At 74.3% G+C, this 14,575-nt stretch carries 13 protein-coding genes; 8 read left to right on the top strand and 5 right to left on the bottom strand.

The window, feature by feature from the left end:
- Positions 1-11 precede the first annotated feature (11 nt).
- The 3 genes from ABIH81_RS13290 to ABIH81_RS13280 form a co-directional block, all read right to left on the bottom strand.
- Entirely contained in the window at positions 12-1,436 is a 1,425-nt protein-coding gene (locus ABIH81_RS13290; protein ID WP_349880533.1) for a carbohydrate-binding protein, read from the bottom strand.
- Between the two features lie 77 nt (positions 1,437-1,513).
- Complete coding sequence (yidC, locus tag ABIH81_RS13285) at positions 1,514-2,260, bottom strand: membrane protein insertase YidC (RefSeq protein WP_349880531.1); 747 nt, start codon at positions 2,258-2,260, stop codon at positions 1,514-1,516.
- A 133-nt stretch (positions 2,261-2,393) separates the two neighbouring features.
- Positions 2,394-2,669, bottom strand: a complete 276-nt coding sequence (locus tag ABIH81_RS13280; RefSeq protein WP_318336421.1) for a DUF6412 domain-containing protein — start codon at positions 2,667-2,669, stop codon at positions 2,394-2,396.
- A 208-nt stretch (positions 2,670-2,877) separates the two neighbouring features.
- On the opposite strand from ABIH81_RS13280, the gene ABIH81_RS13275 reads away from it, so the two are divergent.
- The 4 genes from ABIH81_RS13275 (at position 2,878) to ABIH81_RS13260 (ending at position 7,879) form a co-directional block, all read left to right on the top strand.
- Positions 2,878-4,026, top strand: coding sequence for a glutamate--cysteine ligase (locus ABIH81_RS13275; RefSeq protein WP_349880530.1), 1,149 nt, complete (start codon positions 2,878-2,880; stop codon positions 4,024-4,026).
- A gap of 41 nt (positions 4,027-4,067) precedes the next feature.
- A complete protein-coding gene (locus tag ABIH81_RS13270; RefSeq protein ID WP_349880529.1) occupies positions 4,068-5,450 on the top strand; it encodes an FAD-dependent oxidoreductase in 1,383 nt (460 codons plus the stop codon).
- Positions 5,451-5,527: 77 nt separating this feature from the next.
- A complete protein-coding gene (locus ABIH81_RS13265) occupies positions 5,528-6,949 on the top strand; it encodes a WGR domain-containing protein (protein ID WP_349880527.1) in 1,422 nt (473 codons plus the stop codon).
- A gap of 57 nt (positions 6,950-7,006) precedes the next feature.
- Complete coding sequence (locus ABIH81_RS13260) at positions 7,007-7,879, top strand: aminoglycoside phosphotransferase family protein (protein ID WP_349880526.1); 873 nt, start codon at positions 7,007-7,009, stop codon at positions 7,877-7,879.
- Position 7,880: 1 nt separating this feature from the next.
- Here ABIH81_RS13260 and ABIH81_RS13255 read toward each other — a convergent pair whose 3' ends face one another.
- Positions 7,881-8,690 (bottom strand): DNA-formamidopyrimidine glycosylase family protein, encoded by an 810-nt coding sequence (locus ABIH81_RS13255; RefSeq protein WP_349880525.1) that lies wholly within the window; start codon positions 8,688-8,690, stop codon positions 7,881-7,883.
- A gap of 272 nt (positions 8,691-8,962) precedes the next feature.
- Between ABIH81_RS13255 and ABIH81_RS13250 the strand changes: the two genes are divergently transcribed.
- The 4 genes from ABIH81_RS13250 (at position 8,963) to rocD (ending at position 13,130) form a co-directional block, all read left to right on the top strand.
- Complete coding sequence (locus ABIH81_RS13250; protein ID WP_349880524.1) at positions 8,963-9,712, top strand: cellulose binding domain-containing protein; 750 nt, start codon at positions 8,963-8,965, stop codon at positions 9,710-9,712.
- Positions 9,713-9,932: 220 nt separating this feature from the next.
- On the top strand, positions 9,933-10,811 hold the full coding sequence (locus ABIH81_RS13245) for a DMT family transporter (RefSeq protein WP_349880523.1): 879 nt from the start codon (positions 9,933-9,935) through the stop codon (positions 10,809-10,811).
- 289 nt (positions 10,812-11,100) lie between these two features.
- Positions 11,101-11,916, top strand: coding sequence for a dimethylargininase (ddaH, locus tag ABIH81_RS13240; RefSeq protein WP_349881091.1), 816 nt, complete (start codon positions 11,101-11,103; stop codon positions 11,914-11,916).
- The gene (gene rocD, locus ABIH81_RS13235; RefSeq protein ID WP_181726754.1) at positions 11,916-13,130 is read left to right on the top strand and encodes an ornithine--oxo-acid transaminase; all 1,215 of its coding nucleotides are present in this window, start codon (positions 11,916-11,918) and stop codon (positions 13,128-13,130) included. Before ddaH ends, rocD begins: the two co-directional genes overlap by 1 nt.
- A 79-nt stretch (positions 13,131-13,209) precedes the next feature.
- On the opposite strand, the gene ABIH81_RS13230 is transcribed toward rocD, so the two are convergent.
- The gene (locus ABIH81_RS13230) at positions 13,210-14,358 is read right to left on the bottom strand and encodes an FHA domain-containing protein (protein ID WP_349880521.1); all 1,149 of its coding nucleotides are present in this window, start codon (positions 14,356-14,358) and stop codon (positions 13,210-13,212) included.
- Between the last annotated feature and the right edge of the window lie 217 nt (positions 14,359-14,575).

Here is a 14,575-nt window from a genome sequence, read left to right as displayed (position 1 = left end):
CCGGCCGCGCTTCAGCGGCGGAAGGTGAACCAGTTGACGTTGACGAAGTCGGACGGCTGGCCGCTGCTGAACGTCAGGTAGACGGTGCGCCGCCCGGTCACCGCGCTGACGTTGCCCGGCACCGAGCGCCAGGTCTGCCAGCCGCCGGTGTTGCCGACCGCGAAACTGCCGATCGGCGGCGCGGTCGGGCTGTCCACCCGGACCTCCACCAGCCCGCTCACCCCGGACGCCGCGCCGGAGGCGACCCGGGCCACGAAGTCACGCGGCGGCGCCGAGCCGAAGTCGACGTTGTCGTAGCGGGCCCAGTCGCCGTTGGCGAGCCAGCCGATGTCCTGGCCGCCCTCGGCACACGTCTCCACCTGCACGCCGTTCTGCGCGTTGAACGACTCGGCCTGGATCGTGGCGTACGCGTCGCGCACCCCGCCCGGCGGCGGCGTGGTCGGCGTGGGCGACGGGTTGCCTCCGCCGCCCCGGGTGTAGACGGCCACGTAGTCGACCAGCATCGACCGGCCGGGCACGGTGGCCGCGGTGGGCGTCGCCGAGCCGGCCACGCCGTCCGGGAAGCCGCCGCCCATCGCCACGTTGAGCAGCAGGAAGTAGCCGGCGTGGTTGGTCATCTGACTCCAGTACGGCTCACCGATCTGGTTCTGCCCGACGGTGTGGAAGAGCTGGCCGTCGACGTACCAGCGCAGTTGCTGCGGGCTGGTCGAGGCGTCCCACTCGAACCGGTAGGTGTGGAACGCCGACTGGCACGTGCTGCCCGGGCACGCCCGGGATGCGCCGATGCCGTTGAACTCCCCGCACGGGCCGCCCGGCGCGACGCCGCAGTGCAGCACGCCCCAGACCGAGTTGATCCCGTTGACGTTCTCCATCACGTCGAACTCACCGATGCCCGGCCAGTTCTGGTAGTTGCCCCGGTACGGCGAGCCGAGCGCCCAGAACGCCGGCCAGTACCCGGACGCCGCCGCGCCGGTGACGTTCGGCATCTGGATCCGGCCCTCCAGGGCCAGCACGCCGCCCGACGGCGGCTTGAAGTTCGCCCGTACCGTCTCGATCCGGGCCGACGTCCAGCGGCCGGCCGAGTCGCGCAGCGGCGTGATGCGCAGGTTGCCCGAGCCGTCGTGGGCCAGGTTGGCGGTGCTGGAGGTGTAGGTCTGGATCTCGCCGGTGCCCCAGTTGGCCGGGCCGCCCGGGTAGCTGGTGCCGGTGTCGATGATCCAGTTGGCGGACGAGGGCAGCGTGCCGGCGGAGCCGGTGAAGTCGTCGCTCCACACCAGGCTCCACCCGGACGGCGTCGGGGGCAGCGCGGCCTGGGCGGTCATCGAGACGCCCGCGAGCGCTGTGGTGAGTGCGAGGACGCCGGCGGCCAGGGCGAGCCGGCGGCGTGGTCGGGGCACGGCGGCGGAGGCGGCCGGGGCCGCCGGGATCGGGTTCATTCGGGTGCCTCTCTGCGGGGACGGGTCCGGGAGAGCGCTCTCTGAGAGCGATTTCTACGCGCCCGCCCCCGCACTTGTCAACGCTTGTCGATGGCCGCCGCCGGCTGCGGCCGGCGCAGCACCACCTGCTCCCCCACGGTCCAGGCCGTGGTGGTGACCAGATAGAGCACCGCCGCCAGCGGCACCACGAGCGCGACGAGCACCGTGCCGTACGGCAGCAGCGGCAGCAGCCGCCCGAGCACCGCCGCGCCCGGACCCTCGGTCGGGGTGCCGGCCACGGTGCCGGTGGCGGCCGCCGCCCGGCGCATCCGCCGCGAGGACCACCAGGCCAGCGCGAGCAGCGCGGCCAGCAGCACCCCGAACACCAGCGGCACCGGGCCGGAAAGCCCGTCGCCGAGGTGCCACCCCAGCGGTACGCCGGCGAGCCGCTCCCCCAGCAGCTCCGGCGCGCCGTCACCGGTGGCGAACAGGCGGTACATGACCAGGAAGAACGGTGCCTGCAACAGAGCCGGCAAACAGCCCGCGACCGGGCTGGCCCCGGCGTTGCGGTAGAGCGCGAACAACTCGCTCTGGAGGCGGGCCGGATCGTCGGCGTACCGGCGCTGGAGTTCCCGCACCTCGGGGGCGAGCGCGGTGCGACGCCGCTCCCCGCGGACCTGGGCCACTGTCAGCGGCGAGATCACCAGCCGGACGGCGACTGTGAACAGGACGATGGCGGCGGCCGTCGCGGCACCGCCGGTGAGCGGGGCGAGCACGTCGGCGAGCCAGGTGACGACGGTGGCCGCGGCCGAGGCCGCGGAGTGCAACGGAGCGAAGGCGAGCATAGGTGGACCCCTCGATGGCGATTCCGGTGTCCCGGGCGGCGACGTGCCGCGCGGCGGGACGGATGACGACGGAATCGGCCGCGAAAGCCGGTGCGGAGCAGCCGGCGGCCCGCCGGCGCGGGCCGGCGGGTGGCTACGCGGCCGAGGGGCGCAGGCCGGGTGCGCGGGGGCGCGGACGCCCCGGTGCGTCCGGGTCGGCCTGCCGGGGCACGCCGCGACGGCGGGCGCGGGCTCGCAGCGCGGCGGCGAACCGGGTGCCGGGCGGCGTGGGCAGCGCGCGGACCCGCAGCGCGAGCAGGGTGGCGAGCAGCAGCGCGGCGACGACCGCCGCACCCGCGAGCAGCCCGGCCGGCCGGTCGGCGAACAGGGCGAGGGCGTAGGCCCACGCCCCCGTCAACACCGCCAGCATCCCCGCCACGCGCCCACCCTAGCCCGCCGTGTCACGCCCCGGGGCCCCACGCGCGCACGCCGGTCCGGTGCGCCGCAGCTCGGGCCCGGACGACCCGAACGGGCGAACCGACGCCGACACGCCCACCGGCACGTTTCCCGAAACGGACACGGTGGGTAACAGTGCCTCGACCACGCGGCACGGTGCCGCGAGCGGTCCGGAGGAGACGGTGGTGACGATGAGTGGCTCAGTGGCGGAGCGGGAGCGGAGCGCCGGGACCGGCGGGACCGACCTGCTGACAGTCGGCGTCGAGGAGGAGTTCCTGCTCGCCGACCCGCACACCGGGACCGCCGTACCCGCCGTCGACCTGGTGATGGAACAGGTGCCGGCCGAGCTGCGGGGTCAGGTGGAACGCGAGTTCCAGACCAGCCAGATCGAGATCGGCAGCCCGCCCGGGCTGGACCTGTCCTCGATCCGGCACTCGCTGTCGATGCTGCGCGCCGAGCTCGCCGACGCGGCCGAGCGGGCGGGCGTACGGCTGCTCGCGATCGGCACCGGGCCGGTCGACGGGCCGGTGCCGCCGGTGGTGGACAAGCCGCGCTTCGACCGGATGATCGAGCGGTTCCGGCTGCTGGTGCCCGGCCCCGGCAACAACGGCATGCACGTGCACGTCGGCATCCCCGACCCGGACACCGGCGTGCAGGTGCTCAACCACGTCCGGCCGTGGCTGCCGATCCTGCACGCGGTCACCGCGAACTCCCCGTTCGCCCGGGGCGAGGACACCGGGTACGCGAGCTGGCGCTCGGTCGAGTGGGAACGCTGGCCGTCGGTCGCGCCCACGCCGTTCCTGGAGTCGCACGAGCACTACGAGCGGCTGATCCGGCAGCTCATCGCCAGCGGGGTGATGCTGGACGAGGGGATGCTCTACTGGTACGCCCGGCTCTCCGCCAAGTACCCCACGGTGGAGATCCGCATCGGCGACGTCTGCCCCTCCGTGGACGACGCGGTGCTGGTGGCGGCGCTGGTCCGTGCGCTCGTCGCCACCGCGCTCACCGACGTCGCCGCCGGCCGTCCGGCCGTCAACACCGACCACCACCTGCTCGTGGCGGCGCACTGGCGGGCCGCCCACGACGGGCTGGAGGGCGAGGGCGTCGACCTCACCGACGGTGAGCTGCGCCCGGCCTGGGAGCTGCTGGACCGGCTGGTGGACCGGCTGCGCCCGGAACTGGAACGGCACGGCGATCTGGACCGGGTGACCGATCTGCTGGGCGGGCTGCGCCGGCACGGCAGCGGCGCGGCGCGGCAGCGGGCGGTGTTCGCGCGTACCGGCAGCCTCGTCGACGTGGTCGCGGACGTGGCGCGGCAGACCCGTGGCTGAGCGGCCGCGCGGCCGTGGCCCGGCGTGACAGGATGGGCGACGTGGCCGAGCGCATGATCGTCATCGGCGGCGACGCCGCCGGCATGTCGGCGGCGTCGCAGGCGCGGCGCCGCCGCCGCGACCGGTCCGACCTGGAGATCGTCGCATTCGAGCGGGGACACTTCACCTCCTACTCGGCCTGCGGCATCCCCTACTGGGTGAGCGGCCTGGTGGAGGACCGGGACGAGTTGATCAGCCGCGACCCGCAGACCTTCCGCGACGAGTTCGGCATCGAGGTCCGTACCCGGCACGAGGTCACCGCCATCGACCTGGACCGCCGCGAGGTGATCGCGCGGGACCTGGACGGCGGCGGCGAGGTCCGCGCCGGTTTCGACACCCTGGTGTACGCCACCGGCGCGTCCCCGGTGCAGCCGGACTGGGCGCGCGACGACGTGTCCGGGGTGTTCGGCGTGCAGACGCTGGACGACGGCGCGGCGCTGATCGGCTGGCTGGAACGCGAGCCCCGGCCCCGGCACGCGGTGGTGGTCGGCGGCGGTTACGTCGGCGTCGAGATGGCCGAGGCGCTCGTGCAGCGCGGGCTGAAGGTCCAGCTCGTGGAGCGGGCCGACCAGCCGATGTCGACAGTGGACCCGGACATGGGCGAGCTGGTGGCCGAGGCGATGCGCGGCACCGGCATCGGCGTCCGTTCCGGCCTCACGGTCACCGGCCTGCAGGAGCGGGACGGCCGGATCTCCGGGGTGGTCACCGACGAGGGGCCGATCCCGGCCGACGTCGTGGTACTGGGTCTCGGGGTACGCCCCAACACCGCGCTCGCCGAGGCCGCCGGCCTGCCGATCGGTCCCTCCGGCGCGGTCCGCACCGACCGCCGGATGCGGGTGCCGGGCGTGTCCGGCGTCTGGGCGGCGGGCGACTGCGTGGAGTCCCTGCACCGGGTCAGCGGCATGCCGGTGCACATTCCGCTCGGCACGCACGCCAACAAGCAGGGCCGGGTCGCGGGCATCAACATCGGCGGCGGGTACGCCACCTTCCCCGGCGTCATCGGGACCGCCGTCACCAAGGTCTGCGAGCTGGAGGTGGGCCGGACCGGGCTGCGCGAGCGGGACGCGCGGGAGGCCGGCTTCGAGTTCGTCACCGTGCTGGCCCAGTCGACGAACCGGGCCGGCTACTACCCGGGCTCGCGGCCGATGACTGTCAAGCTGATCGCCGAGCGGCCCAGCGGGCGGTTGCTCGGGGCGCAGATCGTCGGCTGGTCCGAGGCGGCCAAGCGGATCGACGTGCTCGCCGTGGCGCTGTGGAACGGCATGACGGTGGACGAGATGACCGCGCTCGACCTGGGCTACGCGCCGCCGTACGCCCCGGTCTGGGATCCGGTGCTCATCGCCGCCCGCAAGGCCGTCGACGCGCTCGCCGCCGGCGGCAGATGAGAAGTGTCGGTGCCCGGCGTTAGCGTGTGCGCGCTGTCACGTTGCCGGTCCGGCACTTCCCCTCGGAGGTAACCCCCATGTCGCAGGAGACGACCTACCTCGAACTGTCCGAAGTGGACGGTGGAGCGCACAAGTTCTACGAGGTGGCGGTCGACGACACCGCGATGACCGTGCGCTACGGGCGGATCGGCGACCAGGGCCAGGTGAAGACGAGCACCTACCCGGACAACACCCGCGCCCGCGCCGCCGCCGCGAAGAAGATCGGCGAGAAGATCCGCAAGGGGTACGCCCCGGCGGTGCCCGGCGTGCGCCAGAAGCGGACGGTGTCGCGCCGGCAGATCGTCAGCACCCGCTCGACCGCCCGCACCGCCCCGGTCCTCTGGCGGTACGCCTCGGGCGCGCCCGCCTTCGGCATCTTCGTCGACGACCGGCACTGCATGGTCGGCAACGAGCACGGCGTGATCACCACGCTCGACCACGACGCCCGGCTGGTCAACCAGGTCCGGCTCCCCGACGGGGTGAAGTGCATCGTCGCCGACGACGCCTGGGTCTACGCCGGCTGCGACGACGGCAACGTCTACGACCTGTCCGGCAAGGTGCCGCGCGCGGCGTACGCGATCGCGCCCGAGATCGACATCTACTGGCTGGACATCCACGACGGCGTGCTGGGCGTGTCCGACCGCGACGGCGGCATCTCGGCGATCGACCACGAGGACGAGTTCCTCTGGCGCCGGCCGGGGCGGGGCCGGTCGGCGTGGATGGTGCGCTGCGACGCCGACGCGCTCTACCACGGCCACTCGCAGGGCGTCACCGGCTACGACTGGCGCACCGGGCGGGAGCTGTGGCACACCGGCACCGGGGCGGTCCTGTTCGGCTGGCAGGAACGGGACGCCGTATTCGCCGGCACCGGCACACGCGAGGTGGTGCGCCTGCGCAAGGACGGCCGGGCCGAGCAGGTCTACCGCTGCGACGCCGCGGTCTTCTCCTGCGCCACCGCGGAGGGCGGCCGGTACGTGTTCGCCGGCGACAGCGCCTCCTCGATCTACTGCTTCGACCAGGCCGGCAACCGGCTGTGGAAGCTCGGCACCGGCTGCGGCTCGGCGTACTCGATGCAGTACCACGACAACCGGCTCTACGTGGTCACCACGAGCGGCTACCTGGCCTGCATCGACGCGAGCGAGGCGGCGATCCGGGCGGCCGAGGCGGGCAGCGTGCCCGACGTGGTCGACGTCAAGGCGCCCGCCCGGATGCCCGAGACCGCCGCGTGGACCTCGGTCGAGGTGACCACCGACGACCGCGACGGCGTGCTGGTGCAGTGCGTCGAGCAGGGCGGCCGGCTGCGCGTCCACGTCCTCGCCGACGGCTACCGGCGGGACTGGTCGGTGCAGTTCCCCAAGGGCATCCGCGAGCCGGGCGCGCGTTACCTGGTCACCGAGGTCCGCGAGTCCGGTCGCGGCGGCTTCTACCGGGCGTACGGGGACATCCGCCGGCTGCGCTGACGAGGCACCGGCCGGCCCGGAGCAGCGGGTCGTCGCCGTACAGGTCAGGATGTCCCGATGCAATACGACATCCCCGAAGGGCTGCGCTGGGTCGAGCAGACGGAGGCCGGCCGGGCGTGGCTCGCGGAGCTGCCCGGCCGGCTGGCCCACTGCGTCGCGCGGTGGGAGCTGACGCCGGGCCCGCCGTTCGCGTACGCGTTCGCCTCACTGGCGCTGCCCGCGACGCTTCCGGACGGCACCCGGGCGGTGCTGAAGCTCCAGTACCCGGACGACGACAGCGTCCACGAGGCCACCGCGCTGGCGCACTGGGACGGGCACGGCGCGATCCGGCTGCTCGGACACGACGCCGATCGGCGCGCGCTGCTCGTCGAGCGGTGCGACCCCGGCACGCCGTTGCACTCCCTGGCGGCCGACGCGGCGCTCGACGTCGCGGTCGGCCTGCTACCGGGGCTCGCGGTGCCGGCCGGTGCGCCGTTCACGCCGCTCGCCGAGGAGGCGGCCGGCTGGGCGGAGCGGATGCCGGGCAACTGGCGGCGGGCCGGCCGCCCGTACGAGCGGCGCCTGCTCGACGCCGCGCTCGGGCTGCTCGCCGACCTGGCACCGAGCCAGGGCGAGCAGGTGCTGGTCAACCAGGACCTGCACGCCGGCAACATCCTGGCCGCCGGGCGCGAGCCGTGGCTGGTGATCGACCCGAAGCCGCTGGTCGGCGAGCGGGAGTTCGCGGTGGTGCCGCTCGTGCGCGGCGCGGAGCTGGGTCACTCCCCGGCGGCGGTCCGGCACCGGCTCGACCGGCTCAGCACCGAGCTGGGCCTGGACCGGGAGCGGGTACGCGGCTGGGCGATCGGCCAGACGGTGGCCTGGAGCATCGGCGGCGACCAGGTCTTCCCCGGCAACGTCGAGGCGGCCCGCTGGCTGCTCGACGAGATGTGACTCAGCCGGCCTGGCAGGTGGGGCACCAGTAGAGGTTGCGCCCGGCGAGCGCGCCCCGGCTGACCGCGGTGCCGCAGACGTGACAGGGCGCGCCGGGGCGGCGGTAGACGTACACCTCGCCGCCGTGCCGGTCGACGCGGGGCGCGCGGCCGGTCACCTCCGGCAGGTCGGCGTCGCGCACGGTGTCGATCCGGCCCCGCTCGACCGCGCGGGTCATCAGCGTCACCAGGTCCGCCCAGAGTCCGGCCCACCCGGCCGGTGTCAGGTCCCGCCCCGGCAGCAGCGGCGGCAGACCGGCCCGGAACAGCGCCTCGGTCACGAAGATCAGGCCGGTGCCGGCCACCACCGACTGGTCGAGCAGCAGCGCGGCCAGCGGGGTGGGGCTGCGGCGGATCCGCGCGTACGCCCGGTCGGGGTCGGCGTCGGCGCGCAGCGGATCGGGCCCGAGCCGGTCCCGCAGCGCCGCCACCTCGGGCGGGGTCAGCAGCTCGCAGGCGGTCGGGCCGCGCAGCTCCAGCCAGTGCCGGTCGCTGTGCAGCCGCAGCCGCACCTGCCCGACCGGGGCCGGCGGCTCCCCCGGCCCGTCGGCGAACTTCCCGTACAGGCCGAGGTGTACGTGCAGCGTCAGCTCGCCCGCGTAGTGGTGCAGCAGGTGCTTGCCGTACGCCTCGGTGCCGTCCAGGACGGTGCCGCTCAGACGGGCCGCGCCCTCGGCGAAGCGCCCCTGCGGGCTGTCGGCGTGCACCTTGTCGCCCGCGAACAGCTCGGCGTGCCGGGCGGCGAGGCGGTGGATGGTGTGTCCCTCTGGCACGACCGCCAAGCGTAGTCAGCAGACCGCGGCACCGGCGACTGCGGGCCGTGGGACGCCATTGAATCGATGTTCGTCGACTGAAAGACTGGCGGCGGTAGCGCTCGGGAGCCAGTGCGAGCCGCTCGATCTCGCCGGAGGGACAAGCGCGGGTGATGCGCCACCCGGTGCCGGGCAGTCACCTTCGGCAGTCCGCCGTGCCGCCGCGGCGGCGACATCGCGGTCCACCACTCCGGCGCCGACCGCCCCCGGCGCCCCCAGCTCGGGAGAGACAGATGCTCCGTACGCTCGGCGCGGCACTGGCCGCCGCCCTCGCCCTGACCGGCCTGGCCGCCTCGGCCGGTGCCGACCGGTCGCCCGCCACCGCGGCGATGACGCCCGCCCCGGCGGCGACCCCCACCCCGACGCCCACGTTCGCGTGCCCGCCGGCACTGCCGGTCAGCGGTCAGGTGACCGGGGCCACCACGACCAGCATCACCATCACCTACTGGATGGTGCTCAGCCCGCCCTGCGGCTACGACCCGCCGCTCGTCGTCAGCCTCTTCACCAGCCGCGAGGACGCCACCGGGTGGCGCGACCCGGTGGCCGAGGCGGTCACCGGACCGGAACGGTCGGGCACCGTGACCATCGGCGGCCTGACCCCGGGCACCGCGTACTGGTTCCGGTTCGGCGACACCAAGGGCGTGCGGGATCCGTACGTGATCGGCGGACCGGCGAGCACGCTGTCGCTCTGCTCCGCGACGGCCACGATCGACAGCAGGTGGGGCGGTGGCTTCGTCGCCACAGTGAGAGTGCGCAACGACGGCACCGAGCCGGTCCCGGGCTGGCTCGTCTCGTGGCGGTGGTCCGGCGACGAGCGCATCCAGTCGGTCTGGGGCGGGGTGGCCGAGGGCGCCGGCCAGGACGCCGCGGTCCGCAACGCCTCCTGGAACGGGACGCTGGCGCCGGGCGCTTCGACGACGTTCGGCCTGCTCGTGGCGGCGAGCGCGACGCCCGCCGCCATCAGGCCGAAGTGCGGCAGGTGACCGGCGTACCGCGGACGGCGCGGACGTCCAGCAGTACGCCTGCGGTGCGGGCACCAATCAGCAGTGGTCACGCACCGTGTCCTGACCGGCGCTGATCTCCGCATGCTCCGGTGCCGGTCGCCGGAGCGTGCGGAGCCGGCCGCGGGTGTCGATTTCGGCGCACCTGGGTACTTCCTGCATGTCATGCGCGGCCTCCGCGCCTGGACCAGGAGGTGCCATCGTGAACATCTTGTCCCGCCGGAATGCCCCGGCGACCAGTACCGATACCAACGGCGACGGCGTGGTCGACGAGCGCGACCGGACCGCCGAGCAGCCGGCCGGCCGGCCCGTGGTCACCGACCGCGACGAGGAGCGGACCACGTACCGCAGCGCCGCCACCGCGAGCGACGACGAGCGCGCCCGGGACGCGGCGGCCGACCGGGACGCGCGCGACCTCGGCGCGGCCACGGCGGCCGACGGCCGGACGGCGGACACGACGACCGACGGCGGGAACGCGGCGGCCGTCGACGAGCGGGACGCGGAGGCCCGGCGACGGGCTGCGGACCGGGGTGCGGCGGCGCGCGCGGTCACCGGCCGGCGGATCGACGCGGACACGCGGACCGCTCCGGTGACCGACCCACGGACCGTCGGCGCGGCCCCCGCCGCCGAGCACACCGTCGACCTGGACCGCGACGGCCGCCCGGACCGCACCGATCTCGACCGGGACGGCCGGCCCGACGGTACGGATGCCGACCGCGACGGCCGGGTGGACCGGCCGGAGCCGTACACGACCAAGCGTCCCCGGGCCAGCCTGCTCGCCACGCTCGGCCTGATCGTGGCGGTGGTCGGGGCACTGTTCGTGCTCTCCGGCACGCTCGCCGGGTACGGCATCGGCGTCGGCGCGGCCGGCGCCGTGCTGGCGGTGCTGGGCCTGATCGCCACCCGTCGCCGGCACGTGGCGGGCAAGACCGACGCGCTCATCGGCATCGCGGTCGGCCTGGCCGCCGTGGTGCTCGGCATCGTGGCGATGACCGGTCAGTTCGACTGGCCGACCACCGACGGCGACTGGGTGGGCCGCTTCCGCGAGTGGCTCGACTCACAGTTTGGCAACTGGTTCTGACGGGCACTGTCCCGATCGCCGGCGCAGGGCGCCGGCAGCCTGATCAGCTCCGGTGGTTCACCGGCCGGGCAACACCTCTTTCGGGGGCGGCGGTTCGCCGCCCCCGAAGTGTGTCCGGCGTCGACGCAATGATCACTCGCAGCTGACCGATTCAACGCAACGATTCGCTGCCGAACGCAAGTTCTCGCGGTGGATGTCGTCTACCCGGGCCGCATAACGTTGGACCACGGCGCCAGCCCGTGGGCCGACGGTGGCCGGGCGCGCCCGACCCTGGGAGCACGACATGACGATGGACGCCATCCGCCAGCGCTTTCTGATGTGCCGGCCGACGTACTTCGCCGTCGACTACGCGATCAACCCGTGGATGGACCCCACCGCCCCGGTCGACGCCGACCTGGCGATCCGGCAGTGGGAGCAGCTTCGGCGCACCTACCTCGACCTGGGCCACGAGGTCGACCTGATCGAGCCGGTCGCCGGCCTGCCGGACATGGTGTTCGCCGCGAACGGCGGCACCGTGATCGACGGCAAGGCCATGGCGGTGCAGTTCCGCGACCCGCAGCGCGCCGACGAGGCGCCCGCGTACCGGGCCTGGTTCGAGGGCGCCGGCTTCGAGATGTACGACCCGAAGCACGTCAACGAGGGCGAGGGCGACGTCCTGCTGGCCGGCGACCACCTGCTCGCCGGCACCGGGTTCCGCACCGCGCACGCCTCCCACGCGCAGCTCCAGGAGGTCTTCGGCTACCCGGTGATCACCATGCAGCTGGTGGCCCCCCGCTTCTACCACCTGGACACCGCGCTGACGGTGCTCGACGAGCGCACCGTGGCGTACCTGCCGGAGGCGTTCTCCCCCGGCAGCCGGGCGGTGCTGCGCCGGCTGTTCCCGGACGCGATCCACGCCACCATGGCCGACGCCGAGGTGCTGGGCCTGAACGCGGTCAGCGACGGCCGGCACGTGGTGCTGCCCGCGCAGGCCACCGACCTGGCCGCGAAGCTGCGCGACCGGGGCTACGAGACCATCGGGATCGACCTGTCCGAGCTGCGCAAGGCCGGCGGCGGACCGAAGTGCTGCACGTTGCGACTCCGTCAGGGAAAGGCGAGCAAGTGATCATCGACGACATGCTGCGGACTCCGTCCGCGGTCCGGGACGCGGAGCGTCACACGGCGCACAACTACCACCCGCTGCCCGTGGTGATCTCGTCGGCCGAGGGCGCCTGGCTGACCGACGTGGACGGCCGCCGCTACCTGGACTGCCTGGCGGGATACTCGGCGCTGAACTTCGGCCACCGGCACCCGAAGCTGATCGAGGCCGCGCACGCGCAGCTCGACCGGCTCACGCTGACCAGCCGCGCGTTCATCCACGACCAGTTCGCCGACTTCTGCCGCGAGCTGGCCGCACTGTGCGGCAAGGATCTGGTGCTGCCGATGAACACCGGCGCCGAGGCGGTGGAGACCGGCATCAAGGTCGCCCGCAAGTGGGGCTACCAGGTCAAGGGCGTCACGCCGGGCCAGGCCAACATCGTGGTGGCGGAGGGCAACTTCCACGGCCGTACGACCACGATCGTAAGCTTCTCCACAGACGAGGACGCGCGCGCCGACTTCGGGCCGTACACGCCCGGCTTCACAGTGGTCCCCTACGGCGACCTGGACGCGCTGACCGCGGCGATCGACGAGAACACCGTCGCAGTGCTGCTGGAGCCGATCCAGGGTGAGCAGGGCGTCGTGGTGCCGCCGGAGGGCTACCTGCCGGGCGTGCGCCGGGTCTGCACCGAGCGCAACGTGCTGTTCGTCGCCGACGAGATCCAGTCGGGCCTGGGACGTACCGGCGCGACGTTCGCCTGCGAGCACGAGGGCGTCGAGCCGGACATGTACCTGCTGGGCAAGGCGCTCGGCGGCGGCATCGTGCCGGTGTCGGCGGTGGCCGCGAACCGCGACGTGCTGGGTGTGCTCCAGCCGGGCCAGCACGGCTCGACGTTCGGCGGCAACCCGCTGGCCTGCGCGGTCGCGACCGAGGTGGTCCGGTTGCTCGCGACCGGCGAGTTCCAGCGCCGCTCGGCCGAGCTGGGCGAGCGGCTGCACGCCGGGCTGCGCGGCCTGATCGGCAAGGGCCTGGTGGCGGTACGCGGACGCGGGCTGTGGGCCGGGCTGGACATCGACCCGGCGCTGATGACCGGCCGGCAGGCGTGCGAGCGGCTGATGGAGCGGGGTGTTCTCGCCAAGGACACGCACGGCTCGACCATCCGGCTCGCCCCGCCGCTGGTGATCACGGAGGAGGAGATCGACCACGCGGTGGCGCAGCTCGCCGCCGTGCTGGCCGGCTGAGCCCGTACGCGACGAGGCTCACTCCGTACGCGAGAAGGCGCCGGGACCGCGACGGGCCCGGCGCCTTCGCACGTGCCCGTCAGGGACGCGGCAGCCGCATCGCCATGGTCGGCGCCTCGGCCATCACCGAGTTCGGCGTGTACTTCGCGTCGCTGCTCATGTCGTCGGCGCGGCCCACCTGCACGCCCGGGTACAGCTCGACCAGGTCACCCTCGCCGAGCACCCGGGACTGCTGCGGCGCCAGCGCGATCCGCTCGTGCTCCGCCATCGAGCCACCGGGGCGTACGCCGGAGCCGTTGGTGCTGACGTCGGTGACCACCACCTCGCCCACCCGCAGCTCCAGGCGGATGTGGCTGCGGCTGATCCAGCGCCGGGCCTCGTCGTTGAGCCACTGGCCGAGCGTCACCCCGCCCGGCCCGTCCGGTGCCCGGCCGACCGCCACCGGCTCGGTCTCGGTGAGCGCGAACCGCTTGCGGACCAGCCCGCCGATGCGCACGGCGAGCACAGCGGTACGCGGGCGCGGGCCGGCGTCGGAGAGCCGCGCGCCGTGCCGAGGGCAGGTCGGCGCGCCGGTACGCAGCGTGGGCGGCGGCTGCTCGGCCGGCGCCCGGTCCACGGCGGCCAGGTCGGCGAAGGCGCCACCGCCCCCACCGCCGCCGAACAGCGCGCAGCCCGGCTCGGGGCAGCGCCACTTCCGGGAGAGCACCTTGACCCCGGCCGGCGATCGGCTGCCGGTGGCCGGGTCCTGGCCGCCGCCGACGTGCGCGATGAACACCGGCCCGCCGGCGCCGGGCACCGGGGCGAGCACCCGGCCCGCCTGCCCGATCCACGGGTACCGCCCGACGAGCCCGTCCAGCCGCGCCCGGGTGAGCACCGGCAGGCCGAGCAGGTCGGCCACCTCCAGCATCCGGTCACCGGGCTGGTCGAGCACCTCCACCAGGCCGTCGTCGGCCCACCGGCGTACCACCATCCGCTCGTTGGAGGTCAGGTCGGCGTCGGACAGCAGCGCCCGGTGCACGATCGCGTAGACCGGGACGCTGTCCTCGCCGATCTGCCGGGACAGCGCGTCGATCACCATGCCGAGCCGCAGCAGGCTGGCCGGACGGCCGCCGTCCAGGTTCTGCCAGCGGATGACCTCGGCCAGGTCGACCACGGCCCGGGCCAGCGACGGATCGGTGCAGACCCGACCCTCGATGGCGTCGAGCACCTTGCTGATCTCGAATCTCATGCCGCAGCTCCGCACGATGTCGTCCCGGACGCGGCCGGGACCGTTCACCCCGCCGCGCCGCGCGCCACCACCGTGGCGCGCCCTCCACCATGCGACGACCCTACCGGCCACCCCCGTCGGCGGCGTCGCGGCGCACTCCGGAAAGGGGCACACGCCACCGGGCGGGTGCCGTTAGATTGATCATCCTGCCCCGGCGGGGGCCTGACGCCGGGCGAGG

Source organism: Micromonospora sp. HUAS YX12, assembly GCF_040215685.1.
GTDB lineage: Bacteria > Actinomycetota > Actinomycetes > Mycobacteriales > Micromonosporaceae > Micromonospora > Micromonospora tulbaghiae.
Note: the sequence above shows the minus strand (reverse complement) of the source record. Positions and strands in the feature narration are given on the sequence as shown.

Bases quoted from the DNA above. Each gene is read 5' to 3' on its own strand.
- yidC (WP_349880531.1), bottom strand. From the start codon at position 2,260: ATGCTCGCCTTCGCTCCGTTGCACTCCGCGGCCTCGGCCGCGGCCACC.
- ddaH (WP_349881091.1), top strand. From the start codon at position 11,101: ATGGACGCCATCCGCCAGCGCTTTCTGATGTGCCGGCCGACGTACTTC.
- ABIH81_RS13265 (WP_349880527.1), top strand. From the start codon at position 5,528: ATGTCGCAGGAGACGACCTACCTCGAACTGTCCGAAGTGGACGGTGGA.
- ABIH81_RS13280 (WP_318336421.1), bottom strand. From the start codon at position 2,669: ATGCTGGCGGTGTTGACGGGGGCGTGGGCCTACGCCCTCGCCCTGTTC.
- ABIH81_RS13290 (WP_349880533.1), bottom strand. From the start codon at position 1,436: ATGAACCCGATCCCGGCGGCCCCGGCCGCCTCCGCCGCCGTGCCCCGA.
- ABIH81_RS13260 (WP_349880526.1), top strand. From the start codon at position 7,007: ATGCAATACGACATCCCCGAAGGGCTGCGCTGGGTCGAGCAGACGGAG.
- ABIH81_RS13250 (WP_349880524.1), top strand. From the start codon at position 8,963: ATGCTCCGTACGCTCGGCGCGGCACTGGCCGCCGCCCTCGCCCTGACC.
- ABIH81_RS13230 (WP_349880521.1), bottom strand. From the start codon at position 14,358: ATGAGATTCGAGATCAGCAAGGTGCTCGACGCCATCGAGGGTCGGGTC.